The sequence below is a fragment of the Flavobacterium sp. UBA4197 genome, assembly GCF_002379575.1.
Classification (GTDB): Bacteria; Bacteroidota; Bacteroidia; order Flavobacteriales; family Flavobacteriaceae; genus Flavobacterium; species Flavobacterium inviolabile.
Window position 1 is genome coordinate 83069 of sequence record NZ_DFUB01000022.1, and the last position, 20434, is coordinate 103502.

16 protein-coding genes are annotated in these 20434 nt (G+C 38.5%); 9 read left to right on the plus strand and 7 right to left on the minus strand.

Going from position 1 to position 20434, the window contains the following annotated elements; all coding sequences use genetic code 11:
* Positions 1-11: 11 nt before the first annotated feature.
* The 4 genes from B3394_RS12885 to B3394_RS12900 all read right to left on the minus strand — a co-directional run bounded on the left by B3394_RS12885 (position 12) and on the right by B3394_RS12900 (position 2570).
* Complete coding sequence (locus B3394_RS12885) at positions 12-233, minus strand: DUF2795 domain-containing protein (protein ID WP_002986941.1); 222 nt, start codon at positions 231-233, stop codon at positions 12-14.
* A 173-nt stretch (positions 234-406) separates the two neighbouring features.
* A complete protein-coding gene (locus B3394_RS12890) occupies positions 407-979 on the minus strand; it encodes a cob(I)yrinic acid a,c-diamide adenosyltransferase (RefSeq protein ID WP_273246806.1) in 573 nt (190 codons plus the stop codon).
* A gap of 10 nt (positions 980-989) precedes the next feature.
* Positions 990-1682, minus strand: coding sequence for an ABC transporter ATP-binding protein (locus B3394_RS12895; RefSeq protein WP_273246807.1), 693 nt, complete (start codon positions 1680-1682; stop codon positions 990-992).
* Positions 1683-1790: 108 nt separating this feature from the next.
* A complete protein-coding gene (locus tag B3394_RS12900) occupies positions 1791-2570 on the minus strand; it encodes an O-methyltransferase (protein WP_286925019.1) in 780 nt (259 codons plus the stop codon).
* A gap of 179 nt (positions 2571-2749) precedes the next feature.
* Here B3394_RS12900 and B3394_RS12905 point away from each other — a divergent pair, with 179 nt between their 5' ends.
* On the plus strand, positions 2750-4300 hold the full coding sequence (locus B3394_RS12905) for an SDR family NAD(P)-dependent oxidoreductase (RefSeq protein ID WP_286925585.1): 1551 nt from the start codon (positions 2750-2752) through the stop codon (positions 4298-4300).
* A gap of 135 nt (positions 4301-4435) precedes the next feature.
* Here B3394_RS12905 and B3394_RS12910 read toward each other — a convergent pair whose 3' ends face one another.
* Positions 4436-4897: an FKBP-type peptidyl-prolyl cis-trans isomerase gene (locus B3394_RS12910; protein WP_273246809.1), complete on the minus strand. Its 462-nt coding sequence runs from the start codon at positions 4895-4897 to the stop codon at positions 4436-4438.
* Between the two features lie 60 nt (positions 4898-4957).
* Positions 4958-6820: an ABC-F family ATP-binding cassette domain-containing protein gene (locus tag B3394_RS12915; protein WP_273246810.1), complete on the minus strand. Its 1863-nt coding sequence runs from the start codon at positions 6818-6820 to the stop codon at positions 4958-4960.
* Between the two features lie 114 nt (positions 6821-6934).
* Between B3394_RS12915 and B3394_RS12920 the strand changes: the two genes are divergently transcribed.
* The 3 genes from B3394_RS12920 (at position 6935) to B3394_RS12930 (ending at position 9946) form a co-directional block, all read left to right on the plus strand.
* A complete protein-coding gene (locus B3394_RS12920; protein WP_273246811.1) occupies positions 6935-7336 on the plus strand; it encodes a hypothetical protein in 402 nt (133 codons plus the stop codon).
* A gap of 60 nt (positions 7337-7396) precedes the next feature.
* Positions 7397-8557 carry a glycosyltransferase family 2 protein gene (locus B3394_RS12925; RefSeq protein WP_286925035.1) on the plus strand — a complete coding sequence of 387 codons (1161 nt, stop codon included), beginning with the start codon at positions 7397-7399 and terminating at the stop codon, positions 8555-8557.
* An 84-nt stretch (positions 8558-8641) separates the two neighbouring features.
* The gene (locus B3394_RS12930) at positions 8642-9946 is read left to right on the plus strand and encodes a dihydrolipoamide acetyltransferase family protein (RefSeq protein WP_177733017.1); all 1305 of its coding nucleotides are present in this window, start codon (positions 8642-8644) and stop codon (positions 9944-9946) included.
* 47 nt (positions 9947-9993) lie between these two features.
* Here B3394_RS12930 and B3394_RS12935 read toward each other — a convergent pair whose 3' ends face one another.
* A complete protein-coding gene (locus tag B3394_RS12935; RefSeq protein ID WP_286925043.1) occupies positions 9994-11010 on the minus strand; it encodes a helix-turn-helix transcriptional regulator in 1017 nt (338 codons plus the stop codon).
* Between the two features lie 327 nt (positions 11011-11337).
* Here B3394_RS12935 and B3394_RS12940 point away from each other — a divergent pair, with 327 nt between their 5' ends.
* From B3394_RS12940 to B3394_RS12960, 5 genes are all read left to right on the plus strand, one after another.
* Positions 11338-12144 (plus strand): nucleotidyltransferase domain-containing protein, encoded by an 807-nt coding sequence (locus B3394_RS12940; RefSeq protein WP_286925050.1) that lies wholly within the window; start codon positions 11338-11340, stop codon positions 12142-12144.
* Entirely contained in the window at positions 12092-13162 is a 1071-nt protein-coding gene (locus B3394_RS12945) for a DNA polymerase beta superfamily protein (RefSeq protein WP_286925055.1), read from the plus strand. The genes B3394_RS12940 and B3394_RS12945 overlap by 53 nt, the downstream gene beginning before the upstream one ends.
* A gap of 161 nt (positions 13163-13323) precedes the next feature.
* On the plus strand, positions 13324-13758 hold the full coding sequence (locus B3394_RS12950) for a hypothetical protein (RefSeq protein ID WP_286925060.1): 435 nt from the start codon (positions 13324-13326) through the stop codon (positions 13756-13758).
* Positions 13759-13779: 21 nt separating this feature from the next.
* Entirely contained in the window at positions 13780-18858 is a 5079-nt protein-coding gene (locus tag B3394_RS12955; RefSeq protein WP_286925064.1) for a DUF4132 domain-containing protein, read from the plus strand.
* 111 nt (positions 18859-18969) lie between these two features.
* The gene (locus B3394_RS12960) at positions 18970-20391 is read left to right on the plus strand and encodes an RtcB family protein (RefSeq protein WP_286925069.1); all 1422 of its coding nucleotides are present in this window, start codon (positions 18970-18972) and stop codon (positions 20389-20391) included.
* The last annotated feature ends 43 nt before the right edge of the window (positions 20392-20434 follow it).

Sequence of the window (20434 nt, forward strand, 5' to 3'; positions counted from 1 at the left end):
CTTCTTATTTTTTAATATTCATCCTCATTCCAAAGATAATCTTCGTCTGTAGGATAGTCGGGCCAAATCTCTTCCATTGATTCATAGATTTCTCCTTCGTCTTCTATAGATTGCAGGTTTTCCACTACTTCTAACGGAGCTCCTGTTCTGATAGCATAGTCGATAAGTTCATCCTTTGTGGCTGGCCACGGCGCATCGCTTAAATAGGATGCTAATTCTAATGTCCAATACATCTTATTATCGATTTATAGTTTTATGCAAAAATAAATTTTCTACTGAAATAGTCAAGTAAAATTTCGTTTATTTTAAAAAAAGTTAAGAACGTTTTTTTCGTTTCCCATTTTTGAAAGGTTTTTCATCAGTAATCTGATCAAAACAAATCTTCATAATGAAACAAAACGAATGCCTATGATTTCCGTGGAATCCATTTTACTTCATCGGCCTGCAGGTCAAATGACAACTTTCGTGCCAATACGAACAGATAGTCAGAAAGTCGGTTCAGATAGGTTAAAACTAACGTATCAATAGGTTCCAGTTCATGTAAATGTGTCGCTAATCGTTCTGCACGGCGGCAAACGCAGCGTGCAATATGACAATATGACACGGTTGTGTGTCCGCCCGGTAAAACAAAATGTGTCATAGGAGGCAGGGCAGTATCCATACTGTCGATTTCTTTTTCTAAGAATTCAATGTCTTCCGGAGAAATCCGGTTGATGTTCAAACGCTGCTGACCGTTTTTTAAAACTTCTTTTTCCGGTGGTGTGGCTAAAATAGCCCCCAGGGTAAAAAGACGGTCCTGGATTTCAATTAATACATTTTTATAAAGTGTATTGATATCCTGGTCACGGATCAGTCCGATGTGGGAGTTCAGTTCGTCTACGGTGCCGTAGCTGTCTATCCGGATATGGTGTTTCGGAACACGTGTACCGCCAAATAAGGCAGTGGTTCCTTTGTCGCCGGTTTTAGTATATACTTTCATGATGTTATCGTTATTGTTTATGCATGTTGTCACTTTCTATTACACCGTCTCTCAAACGGATAATGCGGTGGGCGTGTGCGGCGATGTCTTCTTCGTGGGTAACCAGGATAACAGTATTACCGTTTGCATGAATGTCATTGAAAAGATTCATGATCTCAACAGATGTTTTACTGTCTAGGTTTCCCGTTGGTTCATCGGCAAGGATAATGGATGGTTTGTTAACCAACGCTCTTGCCACGGCAACACGCTGACGCTGTCCTCCGGATAGCTGGTTTGGCTTGTGGTCCATACGGTCACCCAAACCTACCTGTTTCAGAACTTCTGTAGCTCTTACATCCCTTTCGCTTTTGGAAAAACCGGCATAGACCATTGGCAGGGCTACGTTATCCAAAGCCGTTGTTCTGGGTAATAGGTTGAACGTCTGGAAAACGAAACCGATTTCTTTGTTCCGGATTTCTGCCAGTTCATCATCTTCCATTTTACTAACATCTTTTCCGTTCAGGATATATCCGCCGGAGGTAGGTGTGTCCAAACAGCCCAATATGTTCATTAATGTTGATTTTCCGGAACCGGAAGGGCCCATTAAAGCAACATACTCTCCTTTATTAATCGTTAAGTCAATACCTTTTAAAACATAAACAGTTTCATTGCCAAGAGGGAAATCTCTTGTGATGCCTTTGATTTCTATAATTGGTGTAGCCATTGGAATAGAAGAATAGTTATTTAAATTTTAGTTTTTAAAATTACTAAAAAGGATTTCGTAATATCCTATAAGTTGGATAAACTTTAGAAATGTTACAAAATAATCCTGTTAAACACGAATTGTAAAATGTTCTTTTTCCTGTTCCCTGCGGAAGAATACCAATCCCCATTGGAAAGTATCGATGGTTACCGTTACTTTAGGATGATTTTTGATGTGCTGCCAGGCTTCGTCCATTTGTTCTGACCAGTGAATGTCGTCGAAAATCCAGACCGTATCGTTGGTAATGGTGGGTAACAGTAATTCAAAATAATGCAGTGTTGCTTCTTTTTGATGGTTGCCGTCAAAATAGATACAATCGTATGTTGTGTCGCCGGTCAGGTTTTCTTTAAAGTAGGCGTCAAATTCCGATACAACGGAATGGATATTGGCGAGGTTGAATTGGCTGAAATTTTCCCGGGCAACCTTTGCTGTTTCCGGACAGCCTTCAAGGGTGGTTATGGCTGCTTTTTTATTGCCTAATGACAATGCGGATGTCGCTAATCCGACCGATGTTCCTATTTCCAGGATGGTATCGGGTTGGAAATAATGAACTATCCGGTATAATAGCTTTGCTCTTTTCTTTGTAATGCCTGCAGTTTTGGCAATCTGAGCGATCTGCCTGTTATCCGATTTGAAGACTCTTGATCCGGCACCGAAATCGGTTATCCGGATATGTGTTTTATTGTTTAAAAGGGCTTGTCTGTACTTTTTTAAAATCCCGTATTCCGCTTTTGCTTTGCTGTCATAAAAGCATTTGGTTATCAGGCTGAAAACAAAAGGGGAGTGAACTCCGTGCTGATTTTTGGAGTTCCGGAGGAATTTTAAATAGGATTGTATTTGAAATAGCATAAAAATGTTTACAAAGAAGTGCGAAGATACAAATTAGGAAAGATAATAGGGAAAGGTGATTAGTAAAAGGTAAAAGGCAAGAGGCAAGAGGCAATGGGTAAATGGTAATAAGGTTGAAGACGTTTTATCGCTACTTTAAAAGATTATATTTGCGACCTTGAAATAATACACATTTTATGATGTTGAAGGAAGAAATAGAGGATAATACTATAATAACTCCGGAAGAAATTGATCGCTGTATTGCTGTATTGGCACAATTGAATACGGATACAGATCAGATATTTGAGATTCCTAAAGCGCAAAGAATTGCTTTGCTTAAAGAGGCTGGCAGGTTTTCCAGACCGGATAGAGACGAGTTTTTCAGACGGATTAAAGGTGGTAAAGAAGCCGCCAAACGTAAAAAGGAAAAGAAAGATAAAACGGCACGTAAAGAAACCGGAATTCGCCATGCCCGTGAAGCCAGTATATTTGTTGCGCCAAAATTATTGTCGTATAACGATCTTGCTCACAAGGAACAATTAGAGTTGGAAACACCCAGAAATTGTTATGTGTGTAAAACGAAATTCACGAAGATGCACCACTTTTATGATACAATGTGTAGCGATTGTGGTGATTTTAATTATGCCAAACGTTTCCAAACGGCAGATGTAAAAGGACAGGTAGCTGTTATAACAGGTTCTCGTTTAAAAATAGGATATCATATTACTTTGATGCTTTTGCGTGGTGGAGCGACTGTAATTGCTACAACCCGTTTTCCCGTTGATTCTGCTTTGAGGTTTTCTAAAGAAGAAGATTTTATGGAGTGGGGGCATCGTTTAAAAATCCACGGATTGGATTTACGACATATTCCCAGTGTGGAGATCTTTTGCAATTTTATTGAGCAAAAGTACGAACGATTGGATATTTTGATCAACAACGCTGCACAAACCGTGAGACGTCCTGCTGGATTTTATACCCATTTAATGGAAAATGAAGAGCGTGTAATCAATACTTTACCGAAACAAGTGCAGGATTTATTACAAGATCATACAAATTGTTTGGATGAATTAAAAATATTGACTTCAGGCGCTTCTCCCAATCAAAATATGCCGGTAACCTGGCATGGACCTGAACCCGGAATTGGACTGCGCGCTTCGGCGAAATTATCTCAGATTCCTTATTCTTTTGATAATGCTTTGGTGGCCAATGAAGTTTTCCCGGAAGGAGAACTCGATGCGGATTTACAACAAGTGGATTTGCGAAAAACGAACAGCTGGCGTTTGCGATTAGGACAAATAGAAACAACGGAAATGATTGAAGTGCAACTGGTAAATTCGGTTGCGCCTTTTGTATTGTGCAATCGCCTTTCGGAAGTAATGAAGAAAGAAAATACGGGGCAAAAACACATTATAAATGTTTCGGCTATGGAAGGTAAATTTCATCGCTTTTTTAAAGAAGACCGCCATCCACATACAAATATGGCAAAAGCGGCTCTGAACATGTTAACACATACTTCATCAGGAACGTTAGCAAAGCATGGTATTTTTATGAATGCTGTAGATACCGGTTGGGTAACGGATGAAGATCCTGCCGAATTAGCGAAAAAGAAACAAGAACTGGAAGATTTTCAGCCGCCATTAGATATTGTAGATGGTGCTGCAAGAGTTATGGATCCTTTATTTGATGGAATCAATACCGGAAAACACTGGTGTGGGAAATTCTTAAAAGATTATAATCCGATTCCCTGGTAGTTTTTTTACATGCAGTAAAAATAAAAACCACAACAGCTATAATACTGTTGTGGTTTTTATTTGCTTAAATCGGATTTTATTGGTTTACTCAGGCTTTATATGATTGCTTAAGTAATGATATGGTGAAAAATGGATTTAATTTATTGAAATTAATTTAATATCAAAAATAAGTACTGAACCTCCCGGAATAGAGCTGTAGTCATTGTTTCCATATCCTAAATGAGCAGGTACCAAAAGGATACCGCTGCCTCCGGTTTTAAAATAAGGGATGCCTTCTGTCCATCCTTTTACAACTTGATCCAGGCCAAAAGAAATCCCATCGGGACTACTTTGGTCAAATACTTTTCCGTCTGTAAAATAGCCTTTATAGGCTACTGTTACATTAGAGGATGCGGTTGGCTGTGATCCGGTTCCGGGTTCTTTGATCACATAATATAAACCGGAATCACTTCTGTGTGCATCTAATTTATTTTTAGCTATATAATCACTGATTTCCTGTTCGTTTTGGGCAACATAATCAATCATTTCTGTTTTTTTGTTTTTAGAACAAGAAACAAAAAGGGTTAAGGCTAATAGTGCTGATAAAAGGTGTTTCATGTAAAAAATATTTTTTAAAGGTGTAAGTATATTTGTTTTCTCCTTTGAGGGTTGCGGAAATTATCCTTCCAGTTTTGCTGAAAGTTCAAACCAGCGTTCTTCTTTGGCCTCTATTTTATTGATAATGTTTTGCAGCTCATTCGCTTTCTTTTCGATGCTGTCATCGGCAACTTTTCCATCGGAGAATAATTGCTCGATTTTAGCTTTATCCATTTCTAAATCTTTGATTTCCCGTTCGAGTTTTTGATATTCTTTTTGTTCGTTGAACGATAAATTTCCGGTTGGATTATTTTGCTTCCAATCTTTCTTTTCGGCTTTGTTTTCTTCTTTCTGTGCAACATCAGCACTGTCTTCATAAGCTCTGAAATCGGAATAGTTTCCGGGGAAGTTTTCAATTTCACCATTTCCTCTGAAAACGAATAAATGATCCACAATTTTATCCATAAAATACCTGTCGTGCGATACAACAAGCAGGCAGCCCGGATAATCTAAAAGGAAGCTTTCCAAAACGTTTAGTGTTACAATATCCAAATCATTTGTAGGCTCATCGAGAATTAAAAAGTTTGGATTCTGAATCAAAACGGTACATAAATACAGTCGTTTTAATTCACCACCGCTTAATTTTTCGACATAATCATATTGCTTTTTTGGATCAAAAAGAAAACGCTCCAATAATTGTGAAGCAGAAATCATACGTCCTTTTGCTAGCGGAATATATTCGCCGTATTCCTTGATGACATCAATAACACGCTGACCTTGTTTCGGATTGATTCCGCTTTGGGTGTAATAACCAATTTTAATGGTTTCCCCTTTTACAACACGACCGCTATCTAACGGAAGTGTCCCTGTAAGAAGGTTTAAAAAAGTTGATTTTCCGGTTCCGTTTTTACCGATGATTCCGATACGTTCTCCCCGTTGAAAATCAAAACTGAAGTTATCAAGAATAACGTGGTCTTTAAATTTTTTGGAAATTTTGTGAAGCTCGATGATCTTACTTCCCATACGCTCCATGTTGATTTCCAGCTCAACCTGGTTTTCTTTACGTCGGCTTTGTGCCTTTTCCTTGATAACGTAAAAATCATCCTGACGGGATTTCGATTTTGTGGTTCTCGCTTTTGGCTGACGGCGCATCCATTCCAATTCTTTTACGAATAAGTTTTTGGCTTTATCAATACTGGAATTTTCAGAAGCAATCCGTTCTTCTTTTTTCTCTAAATAATAGGAATAGTTTCCTTTGTACTGGTATAGTTTTCCGTTGTCTAATTCAAGGATTTCGTTACAAACACGTTCTAAAAAGAAACGGTCGTGCGTTACCATAAACAACGTGATGTTTTCTTTTGCAAAATAACTTTCAAGCCATTCGATCATTTCAAGATCCAGGTGGTTCGTTGGCTCATCCAGAATCAGTAAATCCGGGCGGTTGATCAGAATGATGGCTAATGAAAGACGCTTTTTCTGTCCACCGGAAAGATTTTTAACTTTTAGTTTAAAATCCTCCAGTTTTAATTTGAATAAAATTTGTTTGTATTGCGTTTCGAAATCCCAGGCATTATGCTGATCCATTCCGTCAAAAGCTTTCTGATAAGCTTCTTCGTCATCCGGATTTTCCAGCGCTTTTTCATACGCTTCAATTATTTTAAGGGTTTCATTATCGGAAGCAAAAATGCTTTCTTCGATCGTGAGCTCTTCCTGCAAATTATTATTTTGCGACAAAAACGCCATCCGGATTCCTTTTCTTAAAACTACCTGGCCGGTATCCGGTTCTTCCAAACCATTAATAATACTCATAATAGTTGTTTTTCCAGAGCCGTTTTTGGCAATGAAAGCAATTTTTTGATCTTTATTGATTCCGAACGAAAGATTCTCAAACAAAACACGTTCGCCAAATGATTTGGATATATTTTCTACAGAAAGGTAATTCACGATGGATATTTTTTGCAAAAGTAAGCTTTATTTGTTATTTACTTTTTGGAAATTTTTGATAATCGTAAAGCAGGAAAATTTTTACTTTTGACACCATTTTTAAAAGCATTTATAATGAAAAAGAAGTCTTTAGCCGTGTTGGCTTTGGCAGTCAGTACTTTAATGCTGCATTCCTGCAGTTATGGAACCTATACAAAAGAAACGTTTACCCCATTAATGGACTCTGCTCCGGTTTGTGAAAAGCTGCCGGAAACCGTAGCGTTGTATTTTGAAGGGGAAAAAACAGATTTTGATTATATTAAAATAGGACTGATACAGGTAGAAGGTGCAAAAGATACTCCACAGGAGAAATTGTTAGCAGAATTTAAAGCACTGGCAAAGCGTAACTGTGCCAATACGATTATCCATATCAAAAAGCTGTATAAAACCAGAACACAGGGATGGATTTTGAGCGATGATAAACCGGAGGAGTATGAGGCGGAAGTTTTTCATGGTATTGCTGTGAGCAAAGGTTAAAAAATGCAGCAGTTGTATATATTCTTTCCGTTTTGAAAATTTACTAATTATATTTGTTGCATGCAGTTATCGGTTATCATCCTTAATTATAATGTCCGTTATTTTTTAGAACAATGTGTTTTGAGTGTCCAAAAGGCATTGCAGCATATTGACGGTGAGATTATTGTAGTCGATAATGCTTCACCGGATAACAGCTGTCAGATGATGCGGGAGCGTTTTCCCGACGTTACTTTAATCGCGAATAAAGACAATCTGGGTTTTCCGAAAGGGAATAATATTGGTGTTGCGATAGCCAAAGGAAAATACGTTTGTATTTTAAACCCGGATACGGTAGTGGCGGAAGATACTTTTGAAAAAGTACTGGCTTTTGCTGAAAAACAACCCGATTCCGGAATTATCGGCTGTAAACTGATTGATGGTACCGGAAACTTTCTGCCGGAATGCAAACGGGGTGTGCCTACGCCCTGGGTCGCTTTTACCAAGATTGCCGGCTTGTATAAAATCTTTCCGGCATCAAAATACTTCAATAAATATTATGCCCAGCATATAGCGGAAAATGAAACAGGGAAAGTCGATATACTGGTAGGCGCTTTTATGGTTTTAGAAAGGAAGCTGTATCTGGAAGTGGGCGGATTTGACGAGGACTGTTTTATGTATTCGGATGATATTGACCTGTCTTATCTGGTTTTAAAGACCGGAAAATCCAATTATTACTTTCACGACACTACCGTTATACATTATAAAGGAGAAAGTACCGTAAAAGATGGTACCTACATGAAGCGTTTCCGGGAAGCGATGCAGTTCTTTTACAAAAAACACTTTAGAACGTCACTTTTCTTTGATGTTTTTATGCGGCTGGGAACGTTTGCTTTTGCAACGTTTAAAAAGAACCAATCGAAAAAAACAGTCCGGAATATTGCAGAATACGCCTTGATTTCTACCAGTGAAAGCCTGAAAAATAAATTGGAAAAGCAACTGCAAAAAAAGCTCTCCGTACATAATGATATTAATGAAAATGCGTTATTTTCGCAAGCGGTTAGCGATAAAAAGCAAATCGAGATACTATTGGATAATACCGGTGTCCGTTTTAAAGATATTATTGCTTTTCTGGAAGAAAATAAAAATAAGAGTTTCACTTTTAAAATCATTCCGGCAGGCACTTCTTATGCTATAGGAAGTAACAGTAGTAATGACAGAGGTGAGATAATAGAAATCGTGTAAAAAATTGCATTTTGTGGAATTATAAATTAAAATAATTAGTAATTTTGCAAACCAAATAGGAAAACACAACTTTAGTTTAAAGATATGGCAAAGTTTGAATTGAAATTACCCAAAATGGGGGAAAGTGTTGCGGAAGCAACGATAACCAACTGGTTGAAAAAAGTAGGAGAAACCATTGAAGCGGATGAAGCGGTTTTGGAAATTGCTACGGATAAAGTAGATAGTGAAGTACCTTCGGAAGTTTCCGGTACTTTGGTTGAAATTCTTTTCAATGTTGACGATGTAGTACAGGTTGGTCAGACGATTGCTATCATCGAAACTGAAGGTGGTGCTGTAGAAGCACCAAAACAGGAAGCGGCTCCGGCTGCTGTTGCAGAAATTGCCAAAACAGTAGAAGCTGCCGTTGCGGTTGCTGCTCCGGCTGATTTTTCGGATTCTGATAAATTCTTCTCGCCATTAGTGAAAAATATCGCTAAAGAAGAAGGTGTTTCAGTAGCAGAATTAGAAGCGATTAACGGAACAGGAAAAGACGGACGCGTTACTAAAAATGATATTTTAGAGTATGTTAAAAATAGAGGAAACCAACCGGTAGCGGCTCCTGCAAAAGCAGTGGAAGCACCTAAAGCGGCTCCTCAGCCACAAGCTGCAGCTCAAAAAGCGGTTCCGGTTTCGGTTAACGGCGGTGACGAGATTGTGGAAATGGACAGAATGCGTAAGCTGATTTCAGGTTATATGGTCCAGTCTGTTCAGACTTCGGCACACGTTCAGTCGTTTATTGAAGTGGATGTGACGAACATCGTAAAATGGAGAGATAAAGTTAAAAGTGCTTTTGAAAAGAGAGAAGGAGAGAAATTAACATTCACACCAATCTTTATGGAAGCGGTTGCCAAAGCTTTAAAAGATTTCCCGGGAATGAATATTTCTGTAGATGGTGACTATATCATTAAAAAGAAAAATATCAATTTAGGAATGGCTGCTGCATTACCAAACGGAAACCTAATTGTTCCGGTAATTAAAAATGCAGATCAGTTAAACCTTGTTGGAATGGCTAAGGCGGTTAACGATCTTGGAAACCGTGCTAAAGCCGGTAAATTAAAACCGGACGATACTCAGGGTGGAACATATACGGTAACGAATGTGGGAACTTTTGGCAGTGTTTTCGGAACACCAATCATCAACCAGCCGCAGGTAGGTATCTTAGCTTTAGGAGCGATCAGAAAAGTACCGGCTGTTATTGAAACTCCTGAAGGAGACTTTATCGGAATCCGTCAGAAAATGTTCTTATCGCACAGTTATGACCACAGAGTTGTTGACGGTGCCTTAGGAGGAAGCTTCGTTAAACGCGTTGCAGATTATTTAGAAGCATGGGATATTAACAGAGATGTATAATATCTGATAAATACTAAAAAAAGACCCTGAATTAATTCAGGGTTTTTTTATGCTGTTTCGTAAAGGTTCGCGGCTTTCCCTAATCGGCGTTGGATCTGCCGGACTAAATGTTTCGGGGTTAATACTTTTACGGATTCGCCGAATCCTAAAATTTCGCGCTCCAGTTCAAAATTTAAAACCACATCGATCCGGATGAGTATTCCCTGTTCATTATCACTGAGAACCTGCTGGGAATGGTGCAGCGGCTTGGTTACCACATAGGGCGCCATATTCCTGTCGAATTGTAAAACTACTTTTTGAGCCCTGTCTTTATACGTTTTTGTCACACCTAAGGTATCGTCAAAATAAAGGTCAAAATCGACACCTTCATAGTCAATAAAAATATCCCCGGGTGAAGTGTGGAACTCTTCAATCCGGTCTAATGCCAGCGTAATAAGATAAATCCCTTTTTTGGGCTTGGCAATTAAAAACCAGCGGTTCCGGTATTCTTTTAATAAATAAGGATGATAGATGTCTTTTCTGGATGCTTTTGCCCTGAACGAACGGTATGTTATTAATAAAGGTGTTTTATTTAAAATAGCCTGATACAGCGGATTGATATGTTCAATTCCTTTTAACTGCCTGTTGTTTTCAAACTGTATATAATTCTTGGTCTTATCGGAAGATTTGTGGAGATTGTTTTCCAGTTTGGCAATCATATCACTCATTTCATCAAAATAACTGAAACCGTTTAACTGTTTTAAAACACTAACGATCTCTTTCATCTTTTCCATGTCTGCCGTGTTGATGGGAGAATTGGTAATGCTGAAATCCGGATCTTCATACGTATAGAACTTCTTGTCGGTTACGATTATCGGGGCATTATAACCCAGACGGTCACTGCGCATCATCTGGATATCGCCCTGAATGGTGCGTTTGCTGATTCCGGAAGTTATGCCTTCATATTCGTATAAGGCATTGGAAACCTTTTCGATCAAATCTTCCAGAGTCCATTTTCGGAACCGGTTTTTTAAGCAATAGTCGATGGTTTTGTAGCGGATTAAGGCCAGTTTGTTGGTTGCCATAATTCAGATAGGTGCTGTTTAAGCGTTATTTTTTGAACTGTATCACTTCAAATATATTTAAAAAATAAAAACATGCGCAATGTATTTGCGTAGTTTTTGTTCATGTTTCCTTTTTTATTAAAATTAATTTCTGTAACTGATTTGTTTTTAGTGTTTTGTGAGAAATATTAAAATTTTATACAACTACGTGTTTATGCTGCGCATATAGGCGGTCATCTTTGCAATGTCAGAATGAAACACGGTTCTGGTTTTAAAAAGGAGTTACTTCGAACCAGGTTTGATTCCTGCTCTTTTTGCCTGTTACCCGGTTATAAAAAAGAAATTAAAATGAAAACAATAATAATAGAAAAGTTAAAAGAAATAGAAAAAGCGAACAATATAAAAATACTGTTTGCCTGCGAATCCGGAAGCCGCGCATGGGGATTTCCATCACCGGACAGTGATTATGATGTTCGGTTTGTATATGTCCGGAATATAGAAGATTATCTGTCTGTAAGGGAATATAAAGATCAGCTTAGTTTTCCAATAACAGATGTAATGGATGTTTATGGATGGGATTTGAAAAAAGTTTTGATGTTAATGAATAAATCCAATACGACAATCTTTGAATGGTTGCAATCTCCCCAAATATATTTTGAAGAAGAAGGATTCAGGGAAGCTTTATGGAAAGTGTCACAGAATTTTTTCAGCAAAAGAAGCAATACCTTGCATTATCTGGGAATAGCAAAAAGCGCATCGGCAACAATAGAAACGGGCAATGAAATAAAAATCAAAAAACTGTTTTACATACTGCGTCCGCTATTAGCGGCAAAATGGTGTCTTGAAAAAGGAACAATAGCGCCAATGACAATAGAAAACCTGATGAAAACCATAACGGAAGTCAGTGTTTTTGAACGGATAATGTTTCTGATAAAGCAAAAGGAAACTGCCGTCGAAGATTTTAAAGTGGTTATAGAAGAACCGTTACAGGTATTTATAAATAAGGAATTTGAAAAAGCTTCGGAAGCGGTGAAAGCATTTGGAAAAGATGTTTTTCAAACAGAACAGCTGGATACTTTTTTTAAAGAAATAATAGAATGTTATGACAATAAAAGAGATAAAAGAGATAAAAGAGAAAGGACTGCTACTGTTTGAGTGTGTTAGTGGTAGCAGAGCCTATGGACTCGACACGGCAGCATCAGATACCGATATAAAAGGAGTGTTTTATTTGCCTGAAGAACAATTTTACGGGTTGGATTATGTGGCTCAGGTTAATAGTGAGTCAAATGATGAGGTCTATTATGAATTAGGCAGATTTGTGGAATTACTAATAAAAAACAATCCTAATATATTGGAACTATTAGCCACGCCAAAAGAAAGCATTCTGTTTAAACATCCCATCATGAACAATCTTTCTATAGAGATGTTTCTGTCTAAACAGATAAAAGATACTTTTGCCGGTTATGCTATGACACAGGTACGTAAGGCAAAAGGATTGAAGAAAAAAATACTGAACCCATTGCCGATAGCGCGGAAAGATGTTATGGATTTTTGCTTTATAGTTCAGGGCTATACAACGGTTGCCCTGAAAAATTGGTTAAAGCAGGAAAACTATAATCAGGAACAATGCGGATTAATCAAGCTTCCTCATTTAAAAGGGATGTATGCCTTGTTTTATGATCATGATCAAACCTTTCAATATAGAGGAATCGTGAGAAATGATCAGTCTAATGAGGTTTGTCTTTCTTCTGTTCCTAAAAATGAAAACGAAAAAGCGTATCTGTTTTTCAATTTTGACGCGTACTCCTCATATTGTAAAGAGTATAGGGAATATTGGGAATGGGTGGAAAAAAGAAATGAAGAAAGATATAAAACCAACCAGCAGCATAAAGGAGGGTACGATTCCAAAAACATGATGCATACAATAAGGCTGCTGCAAATGGCCGAAGAAGCTTTGGTTACAGGCCGGTTAAATGTAAAAAGAGAAAATAGAGAGGAATTATTAGCGATAAAATCAGGAGCAAAAGCGTATGAAGAATTGCTGGCAATAGCGGAAAGTTATATAAACCGGATTGAATGCTTTTACAGAGCGAGTTGTTTAAAGGATCAGCCGGATGAAAAACTGGCGAAAGAAATATTGGTTAACATGCGAAAAGAATTGTATGCTGAATAGTAACAATTATATAGCAAAATGTTGTTTCCAAACGGGCGGGAAAATCAAATAAAATTATTATATTTGATTCTCCCGCCTTATCTTTTCAATCCCCAGAAAAAAGAAAAAACTAAAGTACAAAGAAACGCTCTTTGTGTGTTCGTATGCTTAAAAACGATAGAATGGAATTAGATATAGTTGTTAAACAAATAGGTAAAAAACGTCCGGTAATCGAAAGGCAAAAGATTGTATTGGACAATTCGGATGTTTTGGTAAGCTTAAAGGAGCTGATCTTAAAAATCGTTCAGATTAAAGCAGAAGAATATAATAATAAAACTATCGATACCGAAGAATACGATACAACACATTCGCCGTCGGAAGAATATCTTTCTGCATTAACACAAACCGGAAAAGCAGGATTTCAAAATATCTATAACGAGAACAAAGTAGATATTGCGGCTGCTCAGGAAAATGCATTATTGTCCTATGAAGATGGATTATATGCTGTTTTTTATGGAGATGATGAAATGTCAGACAGTAATCAGGTCATTGATTTAAGCGAAAAAAAAGAACTAACATTTATAAGGCTGACTTTCCTTGTGGGAAGTTATTGGTAGTAATATTTAAATTATGTAATCATGTCGATTGAAACTTTTTTAAAGCAGAGAGAAATTAAGAATCCTATTGATCAGTATAAGGAAGAGCTTCAGCAAATTGTTGAGGGAACCGGAATTTTTAAACTGTTCAAAAAGAAAAAGCTGTCTAAAAAAGCGGCCGCTTTAGGATTGGAATTGATAAAGAAAAATAAAAGCGGATATTATGGAAATGCGGCTATTACTCTTGGCTCATCAAGAGCTGAGGTGTTCAAAAATCTGATTCCGGAAAAAATCTGGGATATCCGCGAGTATTATGACTTACTGATTTATTTCTTTGGAGAAGAAAAAGCAGTATATGTGAAATATGCCTGGGAGCAAATGCCATATAAAATATACCAGAGCAGTTATTTAAGGAGATCGTTCAGAGCTCCCAATGATGAAAATTTTGCAATAATCAATCAGGTTAATTTTCTGATCAATATACTACAGCCGCTATCGAAGTACGATTATAAAACAGGAAAGACCAGTTATTACAATCTGAATATGGAGGAGCATATAGCCTATACTCATGAGTTTTATGGCAATGATAACTTTTATATATGGTCGGCTGCCATCGATTTGAATAACGAAAAAATATTCAGGCTGTTAGAAGAGATTATACAGAATAAAAGTGAAACCGGAAAAGTTTCCAGAGAATGTATTTTAGCATTGCTTAACGCTAAGAACAAAGCCGGCTGGCTGCTGGTAGAGAAATTACTGCTGGCTGCACAACGCCAGGAAGGACTTCGGCAGGTTATTGTGGAAGCTTTGGATGAAGCCAATGTGGAAGCATTGAAATACATGATAGACGTTATTTTAGAACATAAACTAACCCGCTTTTCTTCAATCGTCAGAGCAGTTGATGTCTGGACCGGTTTAGGCTGGGAGGCCGAAAAGGAAAGCACAATTAAAACAACCTTACAATTTGCTAAAGAATTTTTAAATCATCCTGAGAAAATAGCCCAGGCAATAAAAAGTACCAACAATGTTGAGGTTTATATGGCGCTTTGGGCACAGGGAGTGGAGGATGTTGATAAAACAGCAGTATACTTACAGGAACTTCTTGACAAAGGAACAATTGAAAAAAAATGTCTGGCGTTAAAATTCGCAAGTGAATTATACAATCCGGCCATAGAAATGCCTTTATACTATCAGGCCGTAAAAGAACCAAATTTACAGATTCTGGCTTTTTGTTTTAAAGGAATGAATCCCCTTTTAAATGCTAATGCGAAATCGGAGTTTTATATTAATAATGATGATTTCCCTGCTTTTTTTGACCAATTAGATGCGCTTTTAGGGCAGATAAGCGAGAAAGAAAAAGTATTCGACGGAAAGGTATTTTCCTGGCTGAAAGCAAAATTCAACAGGAATGATATTTATGAAGCGATGATCTTATTAGTAGGACAGGACAGGGGAAAACTGGACAGGATAATGGAGAACTTCTCCGGGATGGCTATAAGCCTTAGGGAATCACTAACGCGAAACATCCTGAAAGACTTCTATCAGTATTCGTTTTCGTATGGTGAAAAAAACAATAAAAATATACCTTCTGATTTTCAAAGAGAATTTGCCTTTAAGCTGTTAAAAGACAGGGGCGAGGCCATAGTGGCAACAGCCATCAATACATTAAAGCCTCTTAAATTAAATGAAAAGGAATTAAACCTTTTTTTTGAACTGTTTAAAAGAAAAGGAGTGACCCTAAGAATGCACCTGATCGACCTGATATTAAAGCAGGATGACGAACAGCTCAACGCCTTTATAGCAAATCTGTTAACAAACGGTGACAGCGAACAGCGAATGGCCGGTTTGGAACTAATGATAAAATTGAAAGAAGCATCGAGGCTGCTGCCGGAAATTGAAAATTGGACTGCAGCATTCAATAAAAGAGCAAAAATATCTGAAAAAGAGCAAAAAATAATCCGGCAACTTTCAGATCATAACGAAACAGCGATTCTTTCGGCAGCAAATGGCTATGGTTTATACGATCCGGAAAAAATAAGCCCTTTTGCCTTGCCGGTAATAGAAGAAGATAGTTACTATAAAAAAGCGGTAAAAGAAAATAAATATGGTTTTTCAAAACCATTGCACATCATTAAATCTGATTTGGAACAATTGAGTGCGCTTTATTTGAACAATAAGGAATATGAATATACCAGTGAAGATTATTACGGAAAAAAAGAGAAAATACTGTTAGGGAACCGGTTCTCACCAACGAGGTACTCATTTGAAGGACTTTCCTTGAGGGAGAAGTACGAATGTTATCCGTTGTTTGAGCTATGGGAAAAATGGTATCTGGATTCAAAATTACAGCCTGTAGATTTATTCCTGCTCACATTTGCAGAACGAAATGATCGGAAAGCCTGGCGGGAAATACTGGAAAATGAGGTGTTCTATTTTGCCGACTTTATCCCTAATCCTGATAACAGCCGTTATCAATGGAATAATCCGATCAGTAAAATTTTAGTAGCTTTAGGCGGGATTTACCCGTTTGAAGAGAAAAATAAATACTTGGTGGATGCCTGTATTCAGGTATATTCCAAATTGCCGGATACGGTATTGAAGTATAAAAGAAACCAGGAACAAACGAGTTATTACAGTTGGAGTCATGATGAGCACGAGTATGGCAGCGGATGGCAGGCTGAGCGCTGTTTTAATGTTTTTCTCAATGGCATCGAACTTAAACCTGATGATGAGCTTGCCAAAAAAGTCTGGAATTTATACCGGTGGAAACAATATTCGGGACTTGCTGAAAATATTGGTAAAAATGTGCCGCCGCTTTATGTTTTCTCAAGGGCCTATGAACAGCATCTGGTCACCAAGGACGAACTGATTTCTGCGATGCTGCTACCAAACAGGATTCAATGGCTGTCGGCAGATAAAAAAAATAACAGAGATGCAGATGATGTGTTGAAAGACTTTCCGTTTGTAAAGCCTTTTTTTGAAACAATAAGAGAATACCTGCTTGATATTGAATTAAAAAGGAAGAGTTCAGCAACTCCGGTAACGATTTTTGCACAAAACCTTAAAAAAATCTATGGAATTAATCGCTTTAAAGAATTATTGACCGGACTTGGTAAAGCGAGTTTATATAAAGGATATATCTATTCATGGTCGGGTTCCGAAATGAATAAACAGCAATTATTCACCAGTTTGTTAAAGAAATGTTTTCCGTTGCCAGCAGATAACCAGGACGCTTTTAATGCAGCGATGAGGGATAGTGGTATTTCGGAAAACAGATTAATAGAAGCAGCAGTATATGCACCGCAATGGCAGCAATTTATAAGTAATTATCTGGGATGGAACGGACTTGATGAAGCAATATGGTGGATGCATGCCCATACCAAAACAGCAGCTTATCAGCAAAGCAATGCTGAAGATGAAAGTGAGATCGCCAAATATTCAACATTGGATGTAGATGACTTTAAAGATGGAGCCGTTGATAAAGAATGGTTTGACAGCGCTTACAAAAAACTGGGTAAAAAACGTTGGGAACTCGTTTATAACGCCGCCAGGTATATCAGTGAAGGAAACGGGCACCGCAGGGCAAGATTATATGCCGATACCATCTTGGGTGACCTTAAAATTCGCGAAGTTACCGCCAAAGTGAAAGATAAAAGAGATCAGGATTATTTAAGAGTATATGGATTGGTGCCGCTGAGTAAAACAAATTCTGAAAAAGACGTATTAGGACGTTACCTGTATTTGCAACAGTTTAAAAAAGAAAGCAGGGATTTCGGAGCTCAGCGACAGGCCAGTGAAGCACTTGCGATACGGGTGGCGATGGAGAATCTCGCCAGAAATGCCGGATATCCGGATCCGATTCGTTTAACCTGGGCTATGGAAACCAAACAGGTGCTGGAAATCCTTTCTGATGCTACCGAGATTAAAATCGATGATATTGTCCTGAACCTTGTTGTGGATAGCGACGGTAAAGCAGATGTTGAGGTATCTAAAGAAGGAAAAATGCTGAAATCGATTCCTGCTAAATACAAAAAAGAGAAATCGGTTCTGGCTCTTAATGAACATAAGAAAGTTTTGAGGGAACAATTCAGCCGTTCGAGAAAAGGATTGGAAGAAGCAATGATCAGGGGTGATGAATTCCATTTTGAAGAAATGGAAGTATTGATACAGCATCCTGTAATAGCCGGACATCTTCAAAAACTCGTTTTTGTGCTGGAAAGAGAAAGTGCTGTTCATATCGGATTCTATCACAAAGGGAATCTGGTTGATTTTGCAGGAGAATTGTACCCGATACAAAAAGAAGAAACAATACGCATTGCCCATTGTTACGACTTGCATGCTTCCGGAACATGGAGGGAATTTCAGCATTATTGTTTTGAAAAAGAATTGGTGCAGCCGTTTAAACAGATTTTCAGGGAACTCTATGTGCCAACGGCAGATGAGCTGGCGGTAGGCGGTGTTTCAGGAAGATATGAAGGACATCAGGTGCAGCCTAAAAAAACAGTAGCACTCCTGAAATCCAGAGGCTGGAAAGTGGATTATGAAACGGGATTGCAGAAACTTTACAGAAAAGAAGGTTATACGGTAAAACTGTATGCCATGGCAGATTGGTTTACCCCAAGTGATGTTGAAAGCCCGACATTGGAAACTGTTGAATTTCATGATCTGAAAACCTATAAAAACATTCCTTTTTCAGAAATCGATCCCCGAATTTTTTCGGAAGTGATGAGGGATATTGATTTGGTGGTCAGCGTTGCCCATGTGGGAGGTGTTGATCCGGAAAGTAGCCATTCTACTATTGAAATGAGAGCGGTTATCCTGGAAGAATCCATACGATTGTTTAAACTGGGGAATGTTGAGGTTAAAGGAAGTCATGTAATGATAAACGGAACATACGGAACATACAGCCTGCATTTGGGAAGTGCCGTTGTGCATCAACTGCCGGGAAGATACCTGTCTATATTGCCGGTACATTCGCAGCATAGAGGAAGATTGTTTCTGCCGTTTCTGGATGAAGATCCGAAAACTTCCGAAATTATCTCAAAAGTATTGCTGCTGTCGAGAGATAAAGAAATACAGGATCCGACAGTTTTATCGCAGATAGAAATGTATAGTAATTGATAGTTTAAGGCCTGATACCACATATCAGGCTTTTTTTTTGAAAAAAAAGTTTTACTGCGCAATACCATTGCGTTGATGGGTTGCAATTTTGCCCTGTTAAAACAAAAGAATATGGAAAAAATAACAGGAACCGATTTAATTTCGGTAGGATATAAACAAAATGCCGTTTTAGGAATAGCCTTAAAAATAGCCGCTGCCAATTCGGAAAGCATTGGAAAAGAAGCGCTGTTAATGCAGCTGCAAAAGGTAAATGAAAACCCGGAAAATTATCTGGATGACCCGATTCTGGAAGATCTTGCAACAAAGATCATTGAAGAAGCAAATACGCCAAAAGAGGAACTTATACCGCTAAATGAAGTGGCAAAAGAATATAATATTTTTGGCGAACAGCATATAGAAGAAGGAGCCCGGAAGCAAATGCATATCGCCATGAAACTGCCGGTTACGGTTGCCGGAGCTTTAATGCCGGATGCTCATCAGGGGTACGGATTACCTATTGGCGGTGTTCTGGCTACAAAAAATGCTATTATTCCGTATGGTGTGGGTGTCGATATCGGTTGCCGTATGGCGCTGTCTGTTTATGATATCCCGGAAAGCCATTTCTATGAAAATGAGGCAAAATACAAAAGAGAACTGATTGCTCATACAAAGTTTGGTGCCGGTCACGGTTACCATGGCCGGTATAAATCCAGTCATGACGTTTTGGATAGAAAAGAATTCAGCCTGACGCCTTTTATTAAAAACTTGCAGGATAAAGCCTGGTCCCAATTGGGAACTTCCGGAGGTGGTAATCACTTCGTGGAATTCGGGATCATTGAATTTGCGGAAAAAGACGAAATCCTGAATATTGAAAAAGGAAATTATGTGGCCTTATTAACGCATTCCGGTTCAAGAGGAATGGGAGCGACAATTGCGGGACATTACACCCGGCTGGCAAAGCAAATCTGTAAATTGCCGCAGGAAGCATCCAATTTAGCCTATCTGGATATGAACTCACAGGAAGGACAAGAATACTGGCTGGCGATGAATCTGGCTGGTGATTATGCTTCGGCCTGCCATCAAGTCATTCATGATAAAATGCAAAAAGCGGTTGGAGCAACGGTATTGGCTAAGGTGGAAAACCATCATAATTTTGCCTGGAAAGAAATCTGGAACAATGAAGAAGTGATTGTACATCGAAAAGGAGCCACGCCGGCAGCAAAAGGAGTGATGGGAATCATTCCCGGATCGATGACGGCACCGGGATTCCTGGTGAGAGGAAAAGGAGAGGCCAGTGCCATTAACTCTGCCTCACACGGAGCCGGGCGTCAAATGAGCCGGACACAGGCCGTGAAAAATATCACTAAAGCCGATATGAGTGCCGTTCTGAAAGAACACGGTGTTACCCTGGTGGGAGCCGGAAGAGACGAAGCGCCAATGGCATATAAAGATATCACAGTGGTCATGGAAGCACAAAAAGAGCTGATCGATGTTGTGGCTAAATTTACACCCAAGCTGGTGCGAATGGCGGATGACGGTAGTCATGAAGATTAAAAAAAAAGAGACCTGCCGGAATTATTTCAAGCAGGTCTTTTTT